Below are 23,586 nucleotides of genomic sequence, written 5' to 3' on the forward strand. Positions count from 1 at the left end.
TCTGTTTTTCTCCTGTGATCATCCAATATATGAAGTTCTTATGAACCCGCCTCTCATCATCTGGTCAGCGATTACAAGCGCCACCATGGCTTCAGCTACAGGAACAATGCGCGGCGGGATTGCGGGGTCATGCCTACCCTGGATCTTTATTTTAGTCTCTTCCATCGTGTCTAAATTGATAGTACTCTGCTCTCTTGAGATCGAAGGAGTGGGTTTCACTGCAATCCTGCATACTATCGGCTCACCGTTGCTGATCCCACCGAGGACCCCTCCTGCATTATTGGTGATTGACTTCGGTTTTTCATCGCATAATTTAATCGGGTCATTCACCTGGCTTCCCCTCATATATGCCGATCTGAAACCAGCCCCGATCTCAATGCCCTTCACAGAGCCGATGCTCATCAATGCCTTTGCAAGCTCGGCGCTGAGCTTATCGAATACAGGTTCTCCTACACCACCTGGAACTCCAAGGACGATTATCTCCACTATACCTCCCACACTGTCACCTTCACTGCGTGCGGCATGGATCATGGCCTGCATTTCCACCGCCGTCTCAGGGTCTGCACACCTCACTGGGTTTTTTTCCGTGTTTTCACGGATATCTTCAATTGTCATTTCCTTTGCCCGGATACCACCTAGTTCCACAACATGACCCAGTACCTCAGTACCGTGAAGAGCGAGGATTTTCTTTGCAATCGCGCCCCCTGCCACGCGTCCGATCGTTTCGCGCGCCGAGGAGCGGCCGCCCCCTCTGTAATCCCGGAATCCGTATTTCAACTCGTACGTCAGATCAGCATGCCCCGGGCGTGGAGTATTTCGAAGCTCTTCATATTTGCCTGAATCGACATCCCTGTTTTCGACCATTATGGATATGGGTGCACCTGTTGTCTTTCCTGAAAACACCCCGGACAGGATCTTGGCCCTGTCTTCTTCTTTTCTTTGAGTGGTAATGGTGCTTTGCCCTGGTCTGCGCCGGTCTAACTCCTTCTGGATGTCTGTTTCTTCCAGTGGAAGACCCGCGGGACAGCCATCTATCACTACCCCTACGCCGCAGCCGTGGCTCTCGCCCCAGGTAGTTATCCGGAACAGCGTGCCAAAGGTATTTCCAGACATGAACCTTAATTAAGTTTGATTGATTATATAAGTGCTTGGAATATTACAATTATGATTGACATATTTGTTGATCCTGAAAAATGCACGGGATGCGGGGAATGTATCAGGGTTTGCCCGAAAGGGCCGAGGATATACAGGATCGTGGAGAAAAACGGGAGAAAGGTAGCGCAAGTGCTGGATAAGAGTTTCTGTATCGGGTGCACGAACTGCGTGATGGCATGCAAGCCGAAGGCGATACGACTGGAGCGCCACTTTTGATAAAAAAAAATATATTTTAGCGTTTCATCATTGCGCGGGCTATCTCTATTGCCTTTCCCGCAACTTCCATTGCATCCTTCCCCAGAAGTCTTATCATCGCCTCCTTCCCCACGCCCCCTGTATCATAAATAACATCAGGAACCCTTCCCGCACCCTTTATAGCCCTTGCCACACCCCATTCCATTGTGGAAACATCCGAAGGCTCATCCTTTCTCGAAAACGAAGCCACGTTCAGACCGAGTTCCTTGCAAGTAGAAAGCGCCTCCTCTGAATACCGCACATTCATCACAGCCCTGATCGAACTATCATGCTGCATCACAGTCAGTACGATCCGGGCAACGTGGCTGCTGGCGCCGAAAGATACACAACCCACAGCATGCGGCGCTCCTTTTAATCTGACGATCCTTCCCGGAACAGCAGCAACATCTGAAATAGAAGAAGCATTTGGGATCCCCATGGCGATATTACACCCCACCTCAGGTATGAGTTCTGAAAAAGCCTTATTGTTTTCGATCATATCGACGGCTTTCTCCACGTCCTTTAGAACACGGTATCTTTCAGCATCTGCAAGCGTATATCCTAACTGGTTCACAGGTGCAGCGCCACCGCCTATTTTGATGCCTGCAAGTATCGCATGTTCCACGAATTTCTTGGCGCGTTGCGCTGCATCAATAAGAGGAGTTCCTTTAGCAAGTTCTGCCGTGAGCGCGGCCGAGTGCGTGCATCCTGAGCCATGAGTGCCGCCTTTCAATAGCTTTCCCTCTATATATGTGGCTTCACCGTCATAAAAAACATCAGTTCCCTCAAGATGCCCTCCAGTTACGATTACTGCACTTGCACCCATTTCGTGAATTTTCTTAGCCGCCATTTTGGCATCCTTAATATCTTTTATTTTCACACCTGAAAGTCTCTCAGCTTCGACTATGTTTGGCGTTACCACCCTCGCAAGAGGCAGGAGTTCTTCGACTAAAACACCGATGGCCTCATCCTGCAGGAGCTTTCCACCTGCCTCTGCTGCCATCACAGGGTCGATGACTAGAGGAAGCTTTTCCCTTTTTATCAGTCCTGCCACAGTCCTGACAATCTCCGGAGATGAAAGCATCCCTGTTTTGACGTAATCTATCCTGATATCGCTCACTATGGCATCGAATTGCTCTTCTATGAATTCCACCGGGAGGTCAAAGGAATCCAGAACACCTTTTGTATTCTGCGCCGTAACCGAGGTTATTACACAGGTTCCGTGGACTCCAAGAGCCGCGAAAGTCTTTATATCCGCGGTTATGCCGGCGCCTCCGCCAGAATCAACACCTGCTATGGTCATTGCTGTTGGCATCATGTAAAAATGGTCTGCATACATTATAATAGTTCCAGTTGAAATTAAGCGTCCTGTGGAACACATCAAGGCATGGAACAATGAGCATAAAAGCAATTTATGGAAGGGGCATTACTCACTTGAGTTACTGGAGCCTTATAGTGAAAAGGGCCGATTGCTGGATGCAGGCTGCGGATGCGGCAAATACTCACAGCCCTTAAAGATGCGCGGATTTGAAGTGGTTGCAGTGGATGTATCCTCCTGTGCCCTGAAGACCGCAAGCAAGAGCAGCAGAGCACGGAAACTGGATATCGATTTTTTAGCCGCTAATATTTATGATCTGCCTTTTTCAGGTGGCTCTTTTGATATCATCTGGTGCTACGGGGTCCTGCAGCACCTGTTATTAAAAGAGCGAGAGGCGGCCATCTGCGAATTCAAGCGGCTCCTTCGAAGTGGAGGCCTTTTGTTCATCGAGGTCTTCGGGGTAGAGGATATGAGATACGGAGGGTGCGAGGTCGAACCCGGGACTTTTAAAAGAAAAAATGGTATCGTATATCATTATTTTGATAAACAGGAATTGACTGCTTTGCTCTTGGGTTTTGGCTGTGAAATAGTTGAATCCATGAAAGAAAAACGATTCGATGGCAGGTTATTCACCCGGCACATGATCTCCGTTGTTGCAAAAAAATCATGACTATAGAGCTAAAAGGGGCAGAAAAATATATACTTACATGTTGTATAATGTTCTCTAAATGAAATCCACACTCGCAATTCTAACCATACTTGTATTTGCATCAATTATTCCATTTACAGAAGGAGCACAGGAAAACCGGTCCCTGGAAATTACTTCCCTCACAATCAAATTTGATAAGACCGATGCAACGTTCACAGTGAATTACGACATGGGGGATCTGCCGAAACTATATATTCTCCTTTTTGGAAGCAAGACCCTGGAACCAAATATGAGATCCGTATTCTCAAACTTTGATTATGAGATAGTAAAAATGGATCAGAATAAGGCCATATTGAAGGTGGAAAACATATCGCGATATGAAAAGGGATATTACTTACACGATTCCAGAAAGCTTGGAGAGAGAATAAACACATTGATCATATACACGCCCGACTCTCCCCGAACCCATGAGTTTTCCTCCATCGATTCAACACCCAATATATTTTACCGCTGATGTTTCTTTTTCTTGAAAACGGACGGCAGATGGACAATATAGGAGCCGTCTTCCTTAAGCGCCATTACGATTTCATCTCTTTCAAGAAGCGAATTAAGGTTCAATTCATATTGCCCTGGCGATAAAATCCTCACGGATTCCACGCGGTTCCCGATCTCCTGCGGTTTCGTTTTCGCCTCTTTTAATTCGGATTGCGCCGGTTTTCCCATAAGTTCATCGACTTCCCTGATGAACTTTGACGCCGCCGGGGGGATTGAACCCGCTTCAGTTACTGGCGAATCCTGTGTTTTCTCATCCTTCACATAGAGGAACTTGTTCCACCCGCATTTCGGGCATCCATTCAATATTATGGATGCCCCGTCCTTGAATATGCTTTCGCAACTGGTACACTTATGCGGCATTATGGTGAGACCATGGCACTGATCAAATCCCTGTCCTTTTTAATCGTCTTGAGCTGCGCCGCCGCCCCGATAACTGTAAGCCTTGTTTTGAGTGAGGTTTTGCCGAGCAATTTATTAAAGAAAGTATCGTTCTGCTTGACAGGATAGCTCTCTATCTCAATACCTGAGAAATCATCCGGGCCGATTTCGGTCATTGTCAGCTCTATGAGCTTTGTCTGCTCACTCGGTGTGAGACCTTTTTCAAGCACGAGGATTTTCCCGCTCCTTACCTCATCCAGTATCAAACGTACCTTTTCCATCGAGGTCATGTTATCAAGCTTATCTTCCGATATTAAGTCCAACTGAATTCCTTTCATTATGATTCACCCGAAGTGTTCTGCAATTTCCTGATACAGCAAGTCTATGTTCTGTCCATCCAGAGCGGATATTGGTACAAGTGGATGCTGGGGGAAGGCGCTGTGTATCCTTGCCGGCGATGAGGTGGGAAGGTCGATCTTGTTCGCCGCAATGAGAAGCGGAAGTTTTCGCGCCTCCATGTTCCCTATCACGGTGACATTGACCTGAGTATATGGATCTTCTGTGGCATCCATAACAAGTATCACGCCGTCAAGTTCATCCAGCCATTTTACAGCTTCTATAACTCCTTCGGTCGCCTCTTTGGCGCGCCGCTTCGATTCTTCCTCGCCCATCCCAAACGCCATAAAATCATGGAAATCGATCTTGGTGGCAAGCCCGGGAGTATCGATAATATCAAGTGTCACAGAAGACCCGTTGGATTCTATCGTCACACCTTCTCGCCTTCTGGCCCTTCTGGTCTCGTGCGGGATGTTTGATACCGATCCCATGGCATCTCCCGTCCAGTCCCTGAGGATCCTGTTCGCCAGTGTTGTCTTGCCAGCATTTGGAGGACCATATATTCCTATTCTCGCTCTTTTTTTCCTGAATATTTTTTTTAACCAGGTAAATTTGAGCCCCAGCCTTTTTATTATGCCCATAGTATGCCTCAGTGTTTAATATCTGTTCTATCTTTATTAGTTTTCTATCAAATCAGAAATCCAAGAATCGTTTTTCTTTTCTGGCAGCTTCATTGGACTTTAATGGGACATGAAGCATCTGCTCTTTGACGGGTTCATTGAATTCTGAAAGTTTCAATTGCCTTCTGGCACACTGTTCCCCCGGAATCTCAACAGGATACATCCCGGACAGGCACCCTATGCAGAGATCTTCAATCGGGATCCCGATCGACTTAACAAGCCCTTCAATACTAACGTAGCCCAGCGAGTCGGCGTTGATCAAAGCTTCAACACCTTTTATAGTTTTATGGGCTGCCACAAGTTCCTCACGTGTAGCCATGTCAATCCCAAGGTAACATGGTGAGATAATAGGGGGGCTTGCGACCCTCATGTGGACCTCCCTTGTCCCGGATTTGCGCATCAGGTCGATAATACGGCGTGATGTAGTCCCGCGCACGATGCTGTCGTCCACAAGCACGATGCTCTTGCCCTGGATATTGGGTTTTATGGTGTTGAGTTTGAGACGCACTGCGGTTTCCCGCATATCCTGTCCAGGCATGATGAATGTTCTTCCTATGTACCTGTTCTTCATCAGCCCCTCCATATAATCTATTCCGGATTTCTTTGAAAAGCCAATTGCAGACGTGATCCCTGAATCAGGCACCGGTGAAACGATATCTGCTTCAACAGGGTGTTCGCAAAACAGCATCTCCCCTATGCGCATCCTCACATTATAAACGAGTTCTCCGTCGATTATTGAATCCGGTCTCGCGAAATAGATATACTCAAACACGCAGTGGGCGTGATTTTTTGCCTTCACGATCTGTTTGCTCTCGTAGCTTCCGTTGGAGAATATGATCATCTCGCCCGGATTTACGTCCCGGATGAGGTGCCCGCCAAGGATGTCTATTGCTGCGCTTTCAGACGCCACCATATAGCCGTTATCTATCTCCCCGAGACAAAGAGGCTTGAACCCCAGCGGATCACGGACCACTACAAGACTGTTATCCACTAAGATCACAAGCGAATAAGAGCCGATAAGCCGTCGCATCAATTCTTTGACCGCGCCTTCAAGATCGGTGTGCATCAGTTCCTTAACGAGCAGATGGGCTATGACCTCTGTATCCGAGTCGGAGAGGAAAATCCTTCCTTCCTTTTCAAGTTCCGCTCTCAGCTCTTTTGAATTGACGAGATTGCCATTATGGGCTATCGCTATTGTCCCGCTTTTGAAACTCACAAGTAGAGGCTGACAATTCTCGATTTTTGATCCGCCTGTGGTCGAATAGCGAACGTGCCCTATCCCCACATGTCCTTTCAGTTTCTGGATATCTCCTCTGTTAAAAACCTCTGGCACAAGACCCATCCCTTTTAGGGTCCGGACCTCCATGCCATCATGGACAGTTATACCTGCGGATTCCTGTCCCCTGTGCTGGAGAGCATAAAGCGCATAATAGATTGACAGCGCAGCGGATGCTTCATCCTTAAAAGAGACACCCACAACGCCGCATTCTTCATGCAATAGTTGTCACCTTAATATCCGCATTTCTCTTGCCATTTGTATGATCTCATGTGCGTGGTTCTACCGAATCCGCACGAAGCACACATCTTTGTGTGTGTATTTAATGAGACACTACCGCATCTTCTGCATTTTACATGCGTCTTATGCTGGTGTTTTCCCATTGAGGGCGTACCTTTTGACATTTACAATCACCTTTTCCTATGGAGAGATAAATACGATATTATCCCCGCGTACAACTACTGTTCCAAGTTTCTTAGTTTCTGTCTCTTTTATTTCCTCGGCATTCGCCAGTACGAGGTTCATATGCATGTCGTATCCCTGCAATTCGCCTCTGAATTCTCTGGCTCCTTTTAGCCGTATTATTACCGATTTATTTAGCGCATTGTTTAGAATGTCGAGGGGTCTGTTTCCCATAAGATGCTCCTTAATAAAGTTTATTTAAACCATTAACGAAATAGTGCACCACTGTTGTCAGAAGAATATTTAAAACTATTGGTGGCAAATGAAGATAAGATCACGGAATGTATTGAGAAAGACCGATGAAAAAGCTCTCATCAATGATATTGTGGAAGCTTTCGGGGATGCGTCAGCTTTTGCGAACAAAAAACTCGAGCATGTCGAGACCGACGAGCAGGATTTCATTTTTGTTGATGGAGAGCCGCTGTTGTTTAGAATTGAAGGAAAGATATTTCCCACCGTGAAAGGTGCGCTTAAATTGAACCCTGCGCGCAGAAGGGTAGTGGTTGATCCGGGAGCCGTGAAGTTCGTTATCAACGGGGCTGATATTATGGGTCCTGGCATAACGGAAGCCGACCACGGTATTGAGGAAGGGGACCTTGTGATCGTTGTGGAGAAAGCGCATGGAAAAGCTCTGGCGATCGGAAGAGCGCTTGTGCCAGGGAAGGAGATGGCAGGGAAAAAAGGCAAGGCGGTCAAATCCATCCATTATGTTGGGGATGAACTCTGGAACCTTGAACAGAAATAGATAAATAGAAACACACATTAAGAGGAAACGGAGATGATTTCATGGCTAAATTTCTAGATAAGCTCATTGGAAGCGGGAAAAAGGCAAGATCTGAGGCTGAGGATTATCAGGAACTTGATCTTTCGGAATTTGAAGAAGGTTTTAAAGATGAACCCACCAACATGTTCATTCGCGTGGCTGAACTGTCAGGTCTGGATACGCTGCCCCAGTTGAAGAAACAGGTTTATGAAAACAACATTCTCATAATCGATGTATCGCCTGCCAAGCATGACAAACTGCTCTTCGACAGGGCGATCAAGGATTTAAAACAGGTGGTCAGCGATGTTCACGGAGATATAGCAATGGTGAAGGAAGATCAGGTCATTGTGACACCGCGCGGTGTGCGTATCGACAGACAAAAGCTAAAGTGAACTCTGAATTTATACGCCCTTTAACGGTTACAAGAAGCACCTGCCCGCTGTGCCATAAAGAACTTATAACGAACTGGGTTTCGCAGAACATTCCGTTTTTCGGGGAAGTGATGCATATTACTTCCAATTGCGAATGCGGGTTCAGGTACACGGATACATTGATAATGGCCCAGCGTGAGCCCGTGCATTTTGAATTGAAGGTCAGGGACCTGGATGATCTGAATGCCAGGGTCGTGCGATCCACATCGGGAACTATCAGGATACCCGAACTCGGGATTGACATCGAGCCGGGGCCTGCCTCTGAATCCTTCGTATCCAATATCGAAGGGGTGCTTGAAAGGGTAGAAGAGATTCTGGAGATGGTGGAGAGGTGGGGAGAAGCAGGAAAGACCGAGCGCGCCCATGAGCTAATGTCGATAATCGAGAGAATAAAAGCAGGGGAGCATGAAGTCACAGTTATAATAGAGGACCCGCTGGGCAACAGCGCCATAATTGCAGAGAAGGCCATCAGCAGGGAGCTTACTGGGGAAGAAGCTGCCAATCTGAGAACAGGTATGATTGTATTTGAAAAAGAAGAAATTGATTCCAATGAGAATCTGCAATAGTGAGGATGTTGCAAGTTGCATCGAAAGTGAAAGCTCCTGGTGCACGGATATATGGCTGCCCGGATATCACTCAACGAAAGTGCCCTTGGGCTAAAATACAAAAAAGGGAATAGAAACGGGTTATGAATTAACTCGCATTAATGGAAGCTGACATTAACGTTATAATCCACGATGTGCATATAATTGATGTTCGGAGGCAGGATGTTGTAGTCAAGCACATAGGTTGAGTTGTCCTGGTTAAAACCACTCCACTGGTCGCCATTTTTATTACCCTGGTAGATCGCGAATGTACCTGTATCGCTAATCAATTTCATATAATGTTGCAAGATTACGCCAAGAGGCACTGGACCCTGATTACCTGGCTTTTGATAAGTCCCTGTATAGGAAGCCTCATTGAGCCACGTGCCTGACTGAACATTTGATGTATAATCTGCAAGAATACTTGAATTGAGCAAATCGATAGATAAGTTGTTGGTAATGATCATTTCGTTGCATGACCCCCACGTCTCATTTAGACTACCTTTATTATAAGACACTACTACATATGCTCCCTCCTGACCACCTCCACATTTTTTCTGAAGATTCAGATGGAACACGTCTGAATCGGCGGTAGGCGCACGCAGGTCGATCTGGAGATTTGCCTCGACCCCGGTAAGATTGAATCTAAACTGGTTGAGAGGTGTATTATTTGTGACGTCTAACCCCACCACCTCAATAGGGACAATCAAATCTTGAGGTCCGTTACTGGGATGTGAGTTGAATGAAACTATTACTTCGTGGGTTACATCGTTCATGAGTGGAATGGCCTCGGTTCTCTCCTGTATATACTGAGCCCACGCTTTATAGTAGTCGCTCTTTAGCCTGATTTTTATCTGCTTTCCGTAAAGTGGGTTTACGAGATTGCTCGTGGTAAGATTAGGATAAATCCTTCTTGGGGCATCATGTGATTCCGAAAGAACGTTTACAACTCCTTTCCCGCCAATCGACCCCTGGCTATTGATCCTTATTATCGGGATTGTCAGTGTTTCGCCGTTATAGTAGAATTCTGGAGGAGAAATCATCTCAGGTTCTCCCGAGGGAAACATCCTAAACATTCCCCCATCTTCGTAGGCAATTCTGTTGTTGTTCACAGCATATTCTATCAAACCCAATGATTTATTGAATATTTCAAGCTGATAACCAGACTCATTGACCACGATTATACTCAATCGGTTGCTGGTCACATTCTCAGCCATTAAAGTCCCGCCATTGAGGTCCATATGTGAGAGTTGGGAGGGTGAAACCCCAAAAGCCACCATGCTGATTCTTCCATTTATCATCGTGAGCGCCTCTACCTCACTTTCCATGAATGCGGAATCCTTTATATTTACCAGGATGGGATATGCAATAACTGCCATAACGCAGGAGCCGATCAGCACGATGCTGAGAATGAGAGAATAACCTATTGTCTCTGAGACCGCATCTTCAGATTTCAAAATTTTTATTTTCACAGAGTTCATTTTAACCTGTTAGTATGCTGGTGATTATCTGGCTACTGTCAACGTTCACTACGTTGGCAGTAATGTTTGACGACACCGTAGTGTTCATATCGTCAATGACTATATCTTTCGCTCCTATATCCCCCAGGTATTCCGCCCATCCTTTGTAGTAATCACTCTGTATCACCATCGAGACATTACCATTCACGGCATCAACGGTGAGGAGCGAAGAAGAAAAAATCTTACCATTCACCCTCATAATCCCATCCCCACCCACCCAGTAGTCACCTGCTAATTCAAAAGCCGGTATCGTAGTAGTGTTCCCCGTCGAGAAAGAGGGTTTTGACACTATAATCACGGCGCCATTCGGATATTTTGTCCATATACCGCCGTTTTCATAGGCAAGTGTTTTATCTTCATACATGTACTCTACGGAGCCCAGGTTGAATGGTATGCTGCCTATCGTAATTGAGCTGTTATGGCGGACAGCCAGAATTCCACCTTTTATTTTCAGTTCCGTGATTCTGATAGGGGCTCTATCGGCGCCAACTTTTCCGATATTTTGAGATAGATAAAGAAAACTCCTCTCCATCTCCTGAAAATGGGCGGTTTTTTCTGATTTATCGAGCATTGGTGCGCCTTGAAAATAAACCATGGCGCTTGCGAGAATTACAATCGCTAAAGTCAATGAGAAACTCATGGCCTCGGAAACAGCGCTTTCAGATAGTATGAGTTTTTTCATGTTCCTCCTACGGTGCAGTAAAGGTGACCGTCCGTGTGGTGCTGTCACCCAAAAGGAACTCGATGGTGAAATCCTTCCCTCTGATATCACTATTGAATGTCAGATCCATGGATTTGGCAGTGTTCAGGGCCGTATAGGAAGGGATTAAGGTCAATTGGGTTCCGGAAGGGCTATTGCCGCTCCAGTAGGTGGACGGGCCAATTTTCAATGTGGCGATATTTGGGCCTGAAGGATTCCATGTAATAGTGATTTTCTTTATGGACACGGTTACTGTATCCGAAACGTTATCTCTGAGATTGATGTTATTGAGGCTCTTGCCACCAGGTCCTGTTGCAAGTCCACTTGTATCAACTTCAAGCTCACTTGCCTGACCTGGAAGTGATACATTAAATGGTCCCGCGGTAGCAAATGCAGATTTTCCGCTCCTATCAAACACGGTAATATTGAAGGTATAATTCATGCCGCTCACATATGTGGCATTGAAGGTCCATGTTTCCGGGGGGTCTATGCTGTTTACGACCGTGGGATATATGGAGACATTTTCTTTGTGTGAGTACACTATTCCCCCTGTTCGCGTAACATTAATGGTTAGATTATCAAGACCTGAACTGTTGTCAGACGCAATGTACGTTACCTTTATGGGATTCCCGGGTGGGATGTCAGAACTCAGAACAGGGGACAGAATGGATGTTGAAGGATTATCAGAGTCTATTATCGGGGTTACATTAAATGACCAGTTCGCCCAGGTCCCATGTACGGTGCTATCAATGTCCTTCACGTAGAGTTGCACATTATGTCCAGACTCGCTCATGCTCTGCACGGGAACGTAGTTGACGGTCGTAAGTTTGGGACTCACGGTAGTAAATGTGGCATTTGATATCTGGTTCATGGAATCGATTAATAATATAAAAGATGAAAAATTTATTCCTTTATCATCGCTTATCTGGGCCTGTATGGTGGGCCTGTGGAAATCCGTGGAGGAAAGATCGGGTGGAGAAAATGCGGAAACTATGGGCGGATAGGAGACCGGATTATACACGGTGTAATTGCGGGAGGCGGGTTTCGTATGCCCTGCTGCGTCATAAGCGATGGCAGTAATAATATAGTTCCCATCTGTCATCGCTCTTGTATCCCATGACCAGTTGAATGAGGAACCCGCCGCATATTCATAAGTTCCGTTAACATAGTACTCCACCCGGGTCACACCCACATCATCCCACACGCTGACATTAATATGCACCGTGTTGTTGAGGGTGGAACCTCCGGGCGGAGAAACAATAGAGATGATGGGGCTGTTGAAGTCTGGCGGGGGCGTTACACCGCCGTCCTTGAAGAATATTGCGCTGCTTCGCGAATCATATTCCAATTTATACGTATCGCTTAAGCTCTGGATCGTACTGTTTTCCGCCACTCTTATGTTCGAGTCAAGGGGTACTTCCACGCTCACATAAGGACCACTTGTGGATTCGATTATGATTTTGCCAGCCAATAGTTTGACGGAATATGTGTTATCAGCTATTTTCACGGGCATCGAGAATTCCGATTCAATAGCGGTTCGTGACCCTGAAGAAAGGCTTGCTCTGGCCTCCACGACCATATCAGACATCCTTTTAGCGATCTCATTGCCTAATGCCAGATATTCTTCCTGCATCAAAATTTTGCCCTGCTTTTGGTTCAAGCCCTGGAAAGACAGGAATATCATTCCAAGAAAAATAACGGATATGCCGAACATCAGGATCGTCTCGACTGCAATGGTAATACCAGATTCATCTGAGATTATTCTTCTCGTTCTCATCCAAGCCTCAATCGCTAACAAGGAATGTATCGGAGTATCTCACTTTTCCATCATAATATTTTATTGTAACATTGATATTTTTCGCAATGACCGAAGTGACCGCCTGCTGCCTCATGGATGCCACCAGGAACGTTTCAAATATAAACCGCTCTGCAGCGCCAGTGCGTTTGGTTAGATCGTGCCCGGCAATATACGTCACCAGTCCATTTTCGTACGGTGCCTGTACATACATCAACTGCGGTTCTTTGACGCCGTCAGAGTCGTAATCCGCGTAAACCGGCGCGTTGGTTGCATTGACTGCAATTCCCAGGATATTAGTGTTGGGGTTCACCTGGCTGCCATTATCGCGCAGTGAAAACGCTGATGTACTGCCCCCTGTCTCTCCAAAAATCCCAGCTGTATTGTTTGACTGAGCGAGCGGACTGTAAGGCGCTCCGGGGTCTGCAAGTCCTTCTAAAGGCATTGGCGGGGATGTATTAAACGAGTATGATGCATTGAAAGCTGTGGCATTGTCTAAAAGCCTGATATACGTTTCATCACCTGGTACATGATCTGACTTGCTTATGCCTATAAAGCCATACCAGGGTTTTGCAGAACCTGCGAAATTCTCAACTGCAGTATCCATGGTATCCGTCGCCTCGCACTGTGCGTGCAGAACACCGCCGTTCGCTACCCATCCAACGATCGCAGTTATTACATTTGCCGGCTCCGAAGCCATATTATGATGAGGAATGGTAAGTATGTCGTACTGTGTAAGATTCCCGTTTAATATATCCGGGTCGCTGAGTGCAGTGTATGGGATCTCTCCATCTGCATAATAATCCGACATTGGGCCCAAATCGCTACTGGGATAAACCGCGACCCTGGGTGCCATGATCATTTTCACACTCTGGTTGTAAATGATACTCTCATAGAGTTCATGAACTGTGACGCTCTTGTTCTTGGCTTCTGCCAATATCATCTGCCTCTCCGTCGGATCTATGTCACTTGCTTCGATCAGGAACGGACCACCGGAGTAGTTCCTGTACGTGACGTTACCCACTCCCGTGCTTGAGGCGTTGTCATCTGTGTACAATTTGATGTAGAAGTCGGGTACAGAACTGTTTACCGGGTTTTGCAGTATGCTCCAAACAGGAATCCGTATACCGCTCAGCCCTGAACTCCCGGTATCATCTGCAATCTTAAAGACGAGTCCATATGCCTCCATAATGTGTGTCTGGTTATCGTCCATGGGTATGATCAGAGATCTGTCGGAGAATGTATGGTTTTCCGGTGTTATGGAGTACTTGTTCACTGTAATATTGCTTGCTGTTTTGTTGAACGACACGTTATTCAGTACGACCTCGACCGAAGCACCCCGTGCTGAGTACATTTTTCTTACCGTATCGTTATACGAATTCATGTAATTTAGAAAATAATTCTTTAACTGTGTCTGATTGTCGGGATCAGCCACTGAGATATTGGAATAGTCTATTGCTTTTAATATCTCGGACTCGGTGATTAATCTGAAATCCCTGACATCCTGCTTGGATTCATCAAGCCCTGTAGAGGGCATGTTGGCGGTAAAAATCATGTTGTTCAGGAGGCTTGTGTAACCTACAACTCCGATAACTATCAAAAAAACTGTCAGCAGCATGAGCTGCCCCTCTTCGTTGGATATTACATCTGCCACATTATCAGCCTCACATCTATGATATTGTAAAATTGCGTGCTGGGATTCATATCAGGTATAATGTCGCTAAGTTCGGGATTCAGACTCATATCTTCATCATGCAAAACGAGCTTTCTGGACACTGTGACTGCATTATCCGAAGGTTTTCCATTCCAGAGCATTGGCTTTGTATAAATGCCCGAGGGTGTGTAGAAAGAAACCTCAAGGTCATATGCAACGCCATTGTCCCCCAGTGCCTCTTTTAGGACATTCAAGGTAACATTTGTTGCCCCCCCTAGAGGACGGACTGCTGCTTGACCGTCAAACTCTGCTCCCGTCCATCCCACTATGGCCTGTTCCAATGGAGAATTTAAGCTGCCTTCAGGTGCATAGTCAAGGATTGTGAGCAGATCCTGCCCTCGAGTCACAAGTTCCGCCTCCAACTGCTGATGGGAGGCGGATGATGTGTTCGGTGTCAGCGGTGCTGCCTTCAACACGAAGATGATTACCAGGACCAGCATTAAGGCCGAGGCAACACCTTCGATGGTGTAAAGCTGGGCACTCTCTCCCCGATTCATAACCACACCTTTACTACAAGCATCAATCGTTTGGAATCCTGCGAAAGGTAGACCACACGCATTGTCTGGGCCACATTGGTGTATTCATCCGGCGTTGACCCTACCACAAGGATCGGGTGGGATGAATTTGGATATAAACTGTTATTAAAATAGCGTAAAGAGATATTTAGGTTGTACTTCAGGTTGCTCGTCACAAGACCCAGTTTGGCCCGTGTACCATCGTATGTCAATGGGTTATTCAGATCAGCGCCAAGTTGTACGATTTTTGTCTTATCGATGATGTTTGGACTTGATTCACTTACTGCCAGCCCGCTGGTGCTCTCTATGAGTACCATACTGGCCCTATCGGCCATTGGCTTATTCTCGTTTGAATTGGACTGGAATGGGAGGAATAGACTGGTTAGAATGTTATATAGGAAAAAAAAGGATACCACAAAGATGGAAACGCCTATTACGTAATCTAAACTTATCTGGCCATCATCATTTACCAGATTTCTTATCATTATCATAATCATAATAGATTGGTTTTGACTATAATAAAGATTACGTATTCTTCAGTATTTTGCCGTAAAATATATATTGTTTCATAATATAATATGTGTAGAATAATCATGGCAAAATCTCTCAACAAGATGGCCTATACAGTGATCCTCACCATTGGGATTCTGGTTGCATTAATTGCGGCTGGAATGGCAGTGCTGTACTATTATGGTGAAAGGTATCCCGATTATGGACTTGCTTTAACTGTACAAAATGAGTACTCTGTTCCGGTTGAAGTACGAATGATCAACACATCCGAGGGCTATGTGCCTTATATAGTTCCTGGTAACGTCAAGTGGGATTCGGAGCATAAGAACCTGCTCTATAACCTTTCAAATCCAAAAGAGGCGGCACTGGCAATCGTCGAATCGATTGGAAGCCGGGATCCGCAAGCCCTTGATATCTTAATGACACAGAACACTAAGAATGACTGGGCCATGAGAGGCTACAATTCGACGCAGATACTCGAATCATTTCGAAGGGATTTAAAGGATATAGATAAACCTTATGTCTTCGAGCTTGAACCCGGGGAAGATGACCCGTCCGAGGGCATGCTATCAGTCATTATAAAATGGACCTCAGGTGAGATGCGTTTAGAGCTGAAGAAGCAACCTGATGGCTCATGGAAAATGTGAATACAATTCTTTGGCTGTCCGAAAATATTTGTTAAAAAATACGTAGCTATGGCATTGAATACTAAATAAATAGAATTCCTTTGGGAGTCCGAATATTTCACAGTTGGAGTTATTCTTCTAAAAAAGCGTTCTAAAGGCGACTCCGAGCAACCTGACGAGCTGCTTCTTATCTCCGTGGCTAATGAGCTTCTGCAAAAGGATAGAGGGATGGTCCATGTCACCGTAATCCGTGATTATCTCTCTTATCTCAGGCTTGTTCAGGAATCCTATAAACTCATTCATATTCTCGTCACTCAATTTCCCGAGGCTCTTGTGAATCCTCATCCCTATGGCAAGTTCCCTTCCAACCGTGTCTCTCCATCTCTTTTCATACTCTTCAGGGATCGCCTCTTTGCGCGCTGCTCTTGCCGCAACTTCTCCGGCTATCTTTGCACACACAGCGCCCATGTAAACTCCTCCTCCAGATGTGGGCTTCACCTGACCTGCCGCATCACCCACGAGTAAAACATTATCCTTTGTGGTCCTGTCGGGCGGACCAAGCGGAATGCCTCCAAGAACATATTCTGTCCGCGAACCTCTGTACCTTTGGGCAATGACAGGATGTTTTAACATTTTTTCAAGATAATACCTGGCCGGGAAATTGTCCGGGTTCTTGGCAAGACCAATACGCGCAAGGCCTTCAAAAGGGACTGCCCATGCAAAGAATCCGGGAGCCATATCCTTCCCTGTGAATATCTCCACGAACTGAGAATCTCTTGCTATGTATGGGGCTTCGAACTGTATCCCTGATAAGAATTTCTTGCATCGCCCAAGTCCTGCCGCCCTCCCAACGCTGCTCTGTATCCCGTCAGCCCCGATAACGATGTTCACCTCGATATCTTGTCGTTCACCATTAGATATCACTTTTATTTTACTCCCTTCCATGCCCACGAAACGCGTCTTTAGAAGTAGCTCTGAGCCTTCGTCAAGCGATCGCTCCACGAGTGACCTGTCGAAGATTTTCCTGTCTATAACATACGCTTTCACACCTTTTCCACGAATGCACAGCTCTTCCCCGTTCGGGGCGTACACGAAAGCGCCTTTCATTCGTGCAAGGATAAAATTCCCCTCTCCTATTTCGCATTCCTTGAGGGCAGCTGTGCTGATCAACCCTGTGCACTCAACCGGTGAGCCGATGCTGGCATGTTCCTCTATCAGCAGGGTTCTTGCCCCGCAGCGTGAGGCATATTTCGAGGCCATTGCGCCTGCAGGACCTGCGCCAACGACCACGACATCATATTTCATATTTTCCCTAATGGTCAGCTGGATAATTAACTCTTAGCAGAAAGCTTTTAAGATTCCCGGACGATATCAAGTACCATGAAGCGTACTTATCATCAGTTCCCCCAAAAACCCGAGTTTGAACGAAAATATAACTTCAAGGCAGATCTTCCCTATATCGTGACAGTAATGGCAGGGATGGACGGACAATCCGGAACATTTGTTACAGATGCCCCTGACCTCAAAGGGAGCACGATAAAAGCAAAGAGATCCATAAATATTGAGATCGCAGATAGAAGCACTGATTTTTATTCGCTCAACAAAAATAATCTTGGATCCGTGTTATCTACCGTTGACAACGAAGGAACGATAGATTTCAGGGTAGCTCTCAGGTATTCCTACCTGGATGAAAAATTCGACCGGGTACCTTTTAAAGGGGACTCCTACCTTGTCCGCGCCAATCTTGAGAAAGGTGTACTCACGATGAAGGTGCACCATATCGATGGAATGGGCAGGACCGAATGCGCAAGAATAGCGGATACTATTGTAGATGAGATATTGAGAAAGACACCAAATGTCTGACCTGGCTTACACGGTTTCAATGCCCTTCAAAATGAAGGGAAAGGACGAACTGAAAGAGAGTGAGTTCGTGCTTGCACTTGCTATGGATCTGAACTGGTTCAATCCCGAACAGGCAAAAAATATATTGATCAGGGCCGAAAAAGAAGGACTTCTAAGAAAGGATGGGGAACTGATCCGGCCTTCTTTTGACCTGGCCTCGCTTGAGATCCCTTCCGGATTCAAGCCGCAGGTCAATGTTTTTGAAAAAAAACCCATATTTGACAGGGTTATTGAGCGCATCGTACTCGGCACAGGTCTGGAAAAAAGAAAAGTGATATCACTCATAAATAAAAAACACGAAGATCTCTCCAAGCTGGTTGAAATAGAAGTCAGCGCCATCCTGGTCGCAATGGAACTCGGGATGCTGGTGGATGACCTTATGGAAGAGGAATATATGGCTTTAACTAAGCCTTTGCCTTCTTCTTAAAAAGCTTAATGAATTCCTCACATTCTTTAACCACTTCATTCGACGCCTTCTTGATCACTTCTATGGGGTCGGCGCCGTCCGTCCTTACAAAAAGCACGGGGTCGCTGATAGTAGTGTGTTTAATATCATATGTTGCGATTTCGACATGCTTGTTGTTAAGCAAAGCGGTCTTGAGCGCATTTAGAAGAGTGTGCGTCTCCCCTGCGACTTTTATATTGATCTCGTTCTTTGTCTTATTAAGAATTGTAAGTTCCATAAAATCACCTAGATTATACCCGTTCCATAGTCCTGGGAAATTTTTCTAGTCTCTATTCTCTTGCATTTAGGACATTTAAGTTTACCTTCTTCGTTTTTCAGCACGGTTCTGCAATTTCCACAGTAAGCTTTCATGACCCCCAGGTCCTTGTTCAATGTCGTGAGACGCATGGTCTTAAGGTCTATCACTTTTGCCTTTACAATGTCAAAAGGTGCAAATTCGTAGTAAAGTTCCTTAACGTAAGCATCCTTGACATTCGAAACATGGATCGCCGCTTGTTCCGCGTTGACTATCTCACGCTCTCCCTTTCCTTTAATGCCAGCAATTTCTACCAGCGCGACCGAGTCTTTCACATCAGTTACCTGTCCGATAACGATATCCCCAACCTGAAGGCTGGGGGGGGTATTCGTTACTGGGAGAACTGAAATGGAACGGTCTCTGGTATTTGTTTTTACCCGTCCTGTTGCCGCGGCATAAATGTTGCCCTTGTCCATGAAAGTGCCGCTCTTTGGTATGAACTCTTCAGATGTTCCGATGAGATCACCCGGCAAAACGAGCTTGCTTTCTTCTGGCTTTTCCTCAACTGTTTCCGCCGCTGGCTCTACCGGTTGTTCTATCTCTTCCTCACCTTCTTCTATTACTTCCTCTTCTACTACTTCCTCCTCTACCGCTTCCTCTTCCACTACTTCCTCTTCTTTCTCTTCAAATTCTTTTTCTTCTAATTTCTCAGGCTTTTCTCTTGACTCGCTTTTTCCGAGTTTTCTCCGGCTCGTTTCCTTCCTTCTCTTTATTCGAATAACAATCCCTCTATCTTTTCTCAATCCTGTATATCTCTACTTTTATGACCTTTATTTCCCTTGTGTGAAATCTGAATGTCCTTTTAATAGGAAAATCGATTAATCGATGCTCTGTTATGACCGACGGACTAATGAATTTTCTTATGAATTCCGCACTTCCGGCGTTGTGTATGGAGTAAACCACGCTGCTTGCTTCGAGGGCTTTCCTCAAAAAAGGGCGGTCGCTTCCTTTCACCTGGGCGCCGAATGGTGGATTCATTACTACTGTATGCGCTTTTCCGCACACTTCATTTATGCGGCTGCATACGAACTCGACATCCATTCCGAGTCTTTCTGCATTCGCCCGTGCAATCTCAAGAACGTCTCTATCTTCATCAAAACCTATAACCTTTTCTGCTCCCAGAAGTTTAGCTCCGATCGCAAGTATCCCGCTGCCGCACCCCAGGTCATAGACGGTGTCAGTGATATCTCCTTTCATGAACGCAAAATGCAGAAGCTCAGCCGCTACAATCGATGGTGTTGAGTACTGCTCTTTTGAGGGTTTGGGAGACTTGAAGCCTTCTACCTGTTCGAGAAGCATTTCCAGGTGCTTTCTTCTCATAATGCTTTCCTTGCGATGAAATGGAGCGCTGGCAGCATGGCCTCCCCGTAAACTTTCACCTGTTTGAAATATAGTCTTGCAGGAGCCTTTATTCCAAACCCTCCCTGTTCCTTTTCTTTCTTGATCAGGTTCCCGAGCATCAGGAGATGCGATCTTGTGAAATCCCTGGGGATTATTATATCACGTTTTATGGTTTCAACCGTGATGTCGCAAAAGCCTGATGAGGAAAGCTGCCTGCTTACGATCTCGAAGTCATGGGAGTATAGGGCCCCTGTGCCTTTTAGCAGCTCATTGAAAAAAAGGCTTGAGCGCTGGGCTTCATTCTGAGGAGACCATAGGAGTACCATGAAGGAGAATATCGCGCCATGACCCAGTACTCTTGCAACTTCTTTTAACACAATTCCGAGCATATCGGATGAGACCAGGTCAAGGTAATGGTAGGAAACCACTTCATTGAAAGCACTATCATTGAATGGCAAATTCTCTGGTTTTATGAGAACCGCGTTGGATACTGGTCTCATTGAGGTTATCCCTGAAACCGCAGATGGAAGTTCTCCGGAAACCATTCCTCCGAGATCCAGCACCCGCGATCCCGGGTTCAGATTTGACCGCTTAATGAATTCCTGTCTGTCTCTTGCTGCGTAGGGCATAAGCTGGTTATTTCATTATCCTTCAATTATTGCTTTAACTTTGTTATCAATATTCTTTTCTGGTTTTATTTCCCTGCGTACGCCTTTATTCAATAGGACCATACTTTTAATTCCTAATTCTCTCTCTTTATTGTATAAATTCCTGTCACATTAACCACTTGTATTAAAAATAATAGTAATATACTTATGTTATTGTACCATAAATAACATCAAATGCCAATGCAAAAACAAGTGGTCAAACACCCATACATCACAACCGATAAGAGGATAAGTAAAGGCAGCCCGATAATAACAGGAACAAGAATCCGCGTATTGGACATAATCATTGAATATGAGTATCTCGGCCATGCTCCTGATGATATTGTCAATGCTCACCCCCACCTGATTCTCCCCCAGGTTCATGATGCTCTGTCTTTTTATTATGAACACAGGGAAGAGCTGGACCAGGAAATCAGGCAAAGGAAAGATAAAGTAGCAAAACTTCGTAAAAAGTTTACTTCATGAGGATTTTTGAACGAGGAAAATCGCATCAAGATCTACACAGATGAGAATGTGAATGTGGCAATCGTTGACGGTCTCAGGCGCCGGGGTGTGGAAGCGTGGTCTGCCATAGATAAAAAAAAGCTCGGGCTCAGCGATGAAGAACAATTGAAATATGCTTTAGAGGAAAGGGCAACAATATTTACCCATGACGATGATTTCCTCAGCATGGCTGCTGAATCTGGAATGGAACACTACGGGATAATATATGTTCACCAGCAGCATCTATCAGTCGGGGAGTGCATTCGCAGGCTGAAAGCAATAGTGGAAACCATGTCCCCTGAAGAAATGCACAACCGCATATTGTTCCTGTGAACCTATCCCTTTGCCACTCCCATCGGCATGAGCTTTACGACCTTACGTGCAATGCCCAGTTGGTGAACCACATCCACCACATCTTCGCTGGGCTTATACACGGCGGGGGCTTCCTCAGCTATCACTGATGGCTCTGTCGCTCTTACAGATATGCCCCTCGCCGCCAGTTCCTGCTGTACGGTCTCGCCCCGGAACATCCGCAACGCCGCCGACCGGCTTGAGACCCTTCCTGCACCGTGGCATGCGCTCCCGAACGTGAGTTCCATCGCTTTCTGCGTCCCGTGAAGCACGAACGATGGCGTGCCCATGCTGCCTGGAATGAGTACAGGCTGACCTATTTTTCTGTAAACCAGCGGAACCTCTGGATGGTCGGGGGGGAAAGCCCTGGTGGCTCCTTTCCTGTGCACATACACCATCTTTTTTTCACCGTTTATGATATGTTCCTCAAGCTTCGCAACATTATGCGCCACGTCATAGATAAGTCTCATTTCAAGATCGTCTCGCCTGAAGAACCTTGTAAACGCCTCCCTTACCCAGTGGGTGATGACCTGCCTGTTAGCCCATGCATAATTTGCCGCTGATGCCATTGCCTTGAAATAGTTCTGGCCTTCAGTTGATTCGGCAGGGGCACATGCAAGCTGCCTGTCGGGGAGGATTATACCATACTTGCGGGTAGCCTTTTCAAGGATCTTGAGGTAATCGTCGCATATCTGGTGACCCGCACCCCGCGAGCCACAGTGTACCATCACGGTGACCTGTCCTTTATGGAGACCCAATACCTTCGCTACCTCTTCGTCATACACTTCATCAACGCATTGGACCTCAAGGAAATGGTTGCCGCTGCCCAGTGTCCCGAACTGGGGCTTGCCCCTCTTTCGCGCTTTCTCGCTCACTTTCGATGGGTCTGCCATCTTCAGGAAACCATTCTCCTCGCAATGTTCAATATCTTCCTTAACACCATACCCGCTTTCTACAGCCCATTTAGCGCCATGAAGAAAAGCATCGTCCAATTCTCTATCTGAGGCGCGGATCTTACTCTTGGAGCCCACACCCGAGGGGATCTCCTGGAAAAGTAGTTCAATCAATTCTTTCATCCTTGGTCGCACTTCATCTGCTGTGAGGTTCGTTCTGATTATCCGCACCCCGCAATTGATGTCGTATCCCACGCCTCCCGGGCTGATTATTCCTGTATCCCTGTCAAAAGCCGCAACTCCACCTATGGGGAATCCATAACCTGAATGCGCATCAGGCATTGCCATGGAATATTTCTGAATGCCGGGGAGCGTTGCCACGTTGGCTGTCTGCTCCAGGGTTTCATGCTCGAGGTTCTCGAGCAATTTCTGTGAGACGAATATCCGGCCTGGCACTCTCATGCCGGTTTTATAAGTCTGGGGTATATCCCATGTATAGTCATTGACTTTCGTGAGGATGCTCGCTGCATCCTTTTTGGTTAAGTCTGGCATGTTATCTCCCTGTTAATATTATTCTCAGATGGATATCTGGAGTCCAAAGTTATTGACTTTAACAGCTACCCAAAACCAATCTTTTTGATTTCTCCTGTAATCTCAACTATCCTCTCAAGCTCGGATTTGAAATTTGAATATCTTTCTGCTGCCGACCCTTTGGCCACCGCCCCCTGCGTGGATGGGGCGATCAGCCCCTGCTGCTCAAGAACACGAAGAGAATACCTTACCAGATGATCAGGTATGCCTGTTTCCAGTGAAAGTTTCATTATCCCGATCGGGCCGCTATCATTTACTTTTTTTAGCACTATGACGTGCCTTTTCAATAATTCAAGTTCGTGCTGGACTCTTCCTGTAAGCATAACCATTTAGAGTTGTATCTATGTACATATCTAATTTAGCATTTGGGTCTGAAAAAGGATTCACCATGGACT

32 protein-coding genes are annotated in these 23,586 nt (G+C 46.1%); 11 read left to right on the forward strand and 21 right to left on the reverse strand.

Annotation, left to right across the window (positions count from 1 at the left end):
• Positions 1-18 precede the first annotated feature (18 nt).
• A complete protein-coding gene (gene aroC / locus O8C65_04955) occupies positions 19-1,113 on the reverse strand; it encodes a chorismate synthase (GenBank protein MCZ7356261.1) in 1,095 nt (364 codons plus the stop codon).
• 51 nt (positions 1,114-1,164) lie between these two features.
• Here aroC and O8C65_04960 point away from each other — a divergent pair, with 51 nt between their 5' ends.
• On the forward strand, positions 1,165-1,371 hold the full coding sequence (locus O8C65_04960) for a 4Fe-4S binding protein (protein ID MCZ7356262.1): 207 nt from the start codon (positions 1,165-1,167) through the stop codon (positions 1,369-1,371).
• Positions 1,372-1,387: 16 nt separating this feature from the next.
• On the opposite strand, the gene thiD is transcribed toward O8C65_04960, so the two are convergent.
• Positions 1,388-2,707, reverse strand: coding sequence for a bifunctional hydroxymethylpyrimidine kinase/phosphomethylpyrimidine kinase (thiD, locus tag O8C65_04965; GenBank protein MCZ7356263.1), 1,320 nt, complete (start codon positions 2,705-2,707; stop codon positions 1,388-1,390).
• A 52-nt stretch (positions 2,708-2,759) separates the two neighbouring features.
• Here thiD and O8C65_04970 point away from each other — a divergent pair, with 52 nt between their 5' ends.
• Positions 2,760-3,377 (forward strand): class I SAM-dependent methyltransferase, encoded by a 618-nt coding sequence (locus tag O8C65_04970; protein MCZ7356264.1) that lies wholly within the window; start codon positions 2,760-2,762, stop codon positions 3,375-3,377.
• A 58-nt stretch (positions 3,378-3,435) separates the two neighbouring features.
• Positions 3,436-3,870 carry a hypothetical protein gene (locus O8C65_04975; GenBank protein MCZ7356265.1) on the forward strand — a complete coding sequence of 145 codons (435 nt, stop codon included), beginning with the start codon at positions 3,436-3,438 and terminating at the stop codon, positions 3,868-3,870.
• Here the strand turns inward: O8C65_04975 and O8C65_04980 are convergent.
• Genes O8C65_04980 through O8C65_05005 form a run of 6 tightly spaced genes read right to left on the reverse strand, consistent with a single transcriptional unit; the run spans position 3,861 to position 7,217 of the window.
• Positions 3,861-4,271, reverse strand: coding sequence for a Zn-ribbon domain-containing protein (locus O8C65_04980; protein MCZ7356266.1), 411 nt, complete (start codon positions 4,269-4,271; stop codon positions 3,861-3,863). The genes O8C65_04975 and O8C65_04980 overlap by 10 nt on opposite strands.
• Positions 4,271-4,627, reverse strand: a complete 357-nt coding sequence (locus O8C65_04985; protein ID MCZ7356267.1) for a DUF2073 domain-containing protein — start codon at positions 4,625-4,627, stop codon at positions 4,271-4,273. Before O8C65_04985 ends, O8C65_04980 begins: the two co-directional genes overlap by 1 nt.
• Positions 4,628-4,633: 6 nt before the next feature.
• Positions 4,634-5,266, reverse strand: coding sequence for an Era-like GTP-binding protein (locus tag O8C65_04990; protein MCZ7356268.1), 633 nt, complete (start codon positions 5,264-5,266; stop codon positions 4,634-4,636).
• Between the two features lie 52 nt (positions 5,267-5,318).
• A complete protein-coding gene (gene purF, locus O8C65_04995) occupies positions 5,319-6,803 on the reverse strand; it encodes an amidophosphoribosyltransferase (GenBank protein ID MCZ7356269.1) in 1,485 nt (494 codons plus the stop codon).
• Between the two features lie 11 nt (positions 6,804-6,814).
• Positions 6,815-6,985 (reverse strand): 50S ribosomal protein L37e, encoded by a 171-nt coding sequence (locus O8C65_05000; protein MCZ7356270.1) that lies wholly within the window; start codon positions 6,983-6,985, stop codon positions 6,815-6,817.
• Between the two features lie 16 nt (positions 6,986-7,001).
• Entirely contained in the window at positions 7,002-7,217 is a 216-nt protein-coding gene (locus O8C65_05005; GenBank protein MCZ7356271.1) for an LSm family protein, read from the reverse strand.
• A gap of 88 nt (positions 7,218-7,305) precedes the next feature.
• Here O8C65_05005 and O8C65_05010 point away from each other — a divergent pair, with 88 nt between their 5' ends.
• Genes O8C65_05010 through O8C65_05020 form a run of 3 tightly spaced genes read left to right on the forward strand, consistent with a single transcriptional unit; the run spans position 7,306 to position 8,803 of the window.
• Complete coding sequence (locus O8C65_05010; protein ID MCZ7356272.1) at positions 7,306-7,788, forward strand: RNA-binding protein; 483 nt, start codon at positions 7,306-7,308, stop codon at positions 7,786-7,788.
• Between the two features lie 41 nt (positions 7,789-7,829).
• Positions 7,830-8,198, forward strand: a complete 369-nt coding sequence (sepF, locus tag O8C65_05015) for a cell division protein SepF (GenBank protein ID MCZ7356273.1) — start codon at positions 7,830-7,832, stop codon at positions 8,196-8,198.
• Positions 8,195-8,803, forward strand: coding sequence for a ZPR1 zinc finger domain-containing protein (locus O8C65_05020; protein ID MCZ7356274.1), 609 nt, complete (start codon positions 8,195-8,197; stop codon positions 8,801-8,803). Before sepF ends, O8C65_05020 begins: the two co-directional genes overlap by 4 nt.
• Positions 8,804-8,940: 137 nt before the next feature.
• Here O8C65_05020 and O8C65_05025 read toward each other — a convergent pair whose 3' ends face one another.
• From O8C65_05025 to O8C65_05050, 6 genes are read right to left on the reverse strand one after another with little or no spacing between them, the layout of a single operon-like run.
• Positions 8,941-10,302 (reverse strand): hypothetical protein, encoded by a 1,362-nt coding sequence (locus tag O8C65_05025; protein ID MCZ7356275.1) that lies wholly within the window; start codon positions 10,300-10,302, stop codon positions 8,941-8,943.
• A 1-nt stretch (position 10,303) separates the two neighbouring features.
• On the reverse strand, positions 10,304-11,023 hold the full coding sequence (locus O8C65_05030; GenBank protein MCZ7356276.1) for a hypothetical protein: 720 nt from the start codon (positions 11,021-11,023) through the stop codon (positions 10,304-10,306).
• A gap of 7 nt (positions 11,024-11,030) precedes the next feature.
• Complete coding sequence (locus O8C65_05035) at positions 11,031-12,818, reverse strand: Ig-like domain-containing protein (GenBank protein ID MCZ7356277.1); 1,788 nt, start codon at positions 12,816-12,818, stop codon at positions 11,031-11,033.
• A gap of 7 nt (positions 12,819-12,825) precedes the next feature.
• Positions 12,826-14,490, reverse strand: coding sequence for a hypothetical protein (locus O8C65_05040; protein MCZ7356278.1), 1,665 nt, complete (start codon positions 14,488-14,490; stop codon positions 12,826-12,828).
• Positions 14,478-15,047 (reverse strand): hypothetical protein, encoded by a 570-nt coding sequence (locus tag O8C65_05045; protein ID MCZ7356279.1) that lies wholly within the window; start codon positions 15,045-15,047, stop codon positions 14,478-14,480. Before O8C65_05045 ends, O8C65_05040 begins: the two co-directional genes overlap by 13 nt.
• Complete coding sequence (locus tag O8C65_05050) at positions 15,044-15,556, reverse strand: hypothetical protein (protein ID MCZ7356280.1); 513 nt, start codon at positions 15,554-15,556, stop codon at positions 15,044-15,046. Before O8C65_05050 ends, O8C65_05045 begins: the two co-directional genes overlap by 4 nt.
• 87 nt (positions 15,557-15,643) lie before the next feature.
• Here O8C65_05050 and O8C65_05055 point away from each other — a divergent pair, with 87 nt between their 5' ends.
• Positions 15,644-16,222 carry a hypothetical protein gene (locus O8C65_05055; GenBank protein MCZ7356281.1) on the forward strand — a complete coding sequence of 193 codons (579 nt, stop codon included), beginning with the start codon at positions 15,644-15,646 and terminating at the stop codon, positions 16,220-16,222.
• Positions 16,223-16,339: 117 nt separating this feature from the next.
• On the opposite strand, the gene O8C65_05060 is transcribed toward O8C65_05055, so the two are convergent.
• On the reverse strand, positions 16,340-17,506 hold the full coding sequence (locus O8C65_05060) for an NAD(P)/FAD-dependent oxidoreductase (GenBank protein MCZ7356282.1): 1,167 nt from the start codon (positions 17,504-17,506) through the stop codon (positions 16,340-16,342).
• Positions 17,507-17,581: 75 nt separating this feature from the next.
• On the opposite strand from O8C65_05060, the gene O8C65_05065 reads away from it, so the two are divergent.
• Together O8C65_05065 and O8C65_05070 are read left to right on the forward strand one after the other, a co-directional pair.
• Positions 17,582-18,064 carry a hypothetical protein gene (locus O8C65_05065; protein ID MCZ7356283.1) on the forward strand — a complete coding sequence of 161 codons (483 nt, stop codon included), beginning with the start codon at positions 17,582-17,584 and terminating at the stop codon, positions 18,062-18,064.
• Positions 18,057-18,530 carry a DUF2240 family protein gene (locus O8C65_05070; protein MCZ7356284.1) on the forward strand — a complete coding sequence of 158 codons (474 nt, stop codon included), beginning with the start codon at positions 18,057-18,059 and terminating at the stop codon, positions 18,528-18,530. Before O8C65_05065 ends, O8C65_05070 begins: the two co-directional genes overlap by 8 nt.
• On the opposite strand, the gene O8C65_05075 is transcribed toward O8C65_05070, so the two are convergent.
• The 4 genes from O8C65_05075 to O8C65_05090 are packed head-to-tail and all read right to left on the reverse strand — an operon-like array spanning position 18,508 to position 20,834.
• On the reverse strand, positions 18,508-18,786 hold the full coding sequence (locus O8C65_05075) for a DNA-directed RNA polymerase subunit L (GenBank protein ID MCZ7356285.1): 279 nt from the start codon (positions 18,784-18,786) through the stop codon (positions 18,508-18,510). The genes O8C65_05070 and O8C65_05075 overlap by 23 nt on opposite strands.
• An 8-nt stretch (positions 18,787-18,794) precedes the next feature.
• Complete coding sequence (locus O8C65_05080) at positions 18,795-19,607, reverse strand: exosome complex RNA-binding protein Csl4 (GenBank protein ID MCZ7356286.1); 813 nt, start codon at positions 19,605-19,607, stop codon at positions 18,795-18,797.
• Positions 19,594-20,184 (reverse strand): METTL5 family protein, encoded by a 591-nt coding sequence (locus O8C65_05085; GenBank protein MCZ7356287.1) that lies wholly within the window; start codon positions 20,182-20,184, stop codon positions 19,594-19,596. Before O8C65_05085 ends, O8C65_05080 begins: the two co-directional genes overlap by 14 nt.
• The gene (locus O8C65_05090; GenBank protein ID MCZ7356288.1) at positions 20,181-20,834 is read right to left on the reverse strand and encodes a hypothetical protein; all 654 of its coding nucleotides are present in this window, start codon (positions 20,832-20,834) and stop codon (positions 20,181-20,183) included. Before O8C65_05090 ends, O8C65_05085 begins: the two co-directional genes overlap by 4 nt.
• 213 nt (positions 20,835-21,047) lie before the next feature.
• Between O8C65_05090 and O8C65_05095 the strand changes: the two genes are divergently transcribed.
• Positions 21,048-21,338 carry a DUF433 domain-containing protein gene (locus O8C65_05095; GenBank protein ID MCZ7356289.1) on the forward strand — a complete coding sequence of 97 codons (291 nt, stop codon included), beginning with the start codon at positions 21,048-21,050 and terminating at the stop codon, positions 21,336-21,338.
• A 6-nt stretch (positions 21,339-21,344) separates the two neighbouring features.
• A complete protein-coding gene (locus O8C65_05100) occupies positions 21,345-21,689 on the forward strand; it encodes a DUF5615 family PIN-like protein (protein MCZ7356290.1) in 345 nt (114 codons plus the stop codon).
• 2 nt (positions 21,690-21,691) lie between these two features.
• Here the strand turns inward: O8C65_05100 and O8C65_05105 are convergent, their stop codons facing one another.
• Together O8C65_05105 and O8C65_05110 are read right to left on the reverse strand one after the other, a co-directional pair.
• Positions 21,692-23,152, reverse strand: a complete 1,461-nt coding sequence (locus tag O8C65_05105) for an RtcB family protein (GenBank protein ID MCZ7356291.1) — start codon at positions 23,150-23,152, stop codon at positions 21,692-21,694.
• A gap of 65 nt (positions 23,153-23,217) precedes the next feature.
• Positions 23,218-23,514 (reverse strand): hypothetical protein, encoded by a 297-nt coding sequence (locus tag O8C65_05110; protein MCZ7356292.1) that lies wholly within the window; start codon positions 23,512-23,514, stop codon positions 23,218-23,220.
• Between the last annotated feature and the right edge of the window lie 72 nt (positions 23,515-23,586).

It is taken from the genome of Candidatus Methanoperedens sp. (assembly GCA_027460535.1).
Lineage (GTDB): Archaea > Halobacteriota > Methanosarcinia > Methanosarcinales > Methanoperedenaceae > Methanoperedens.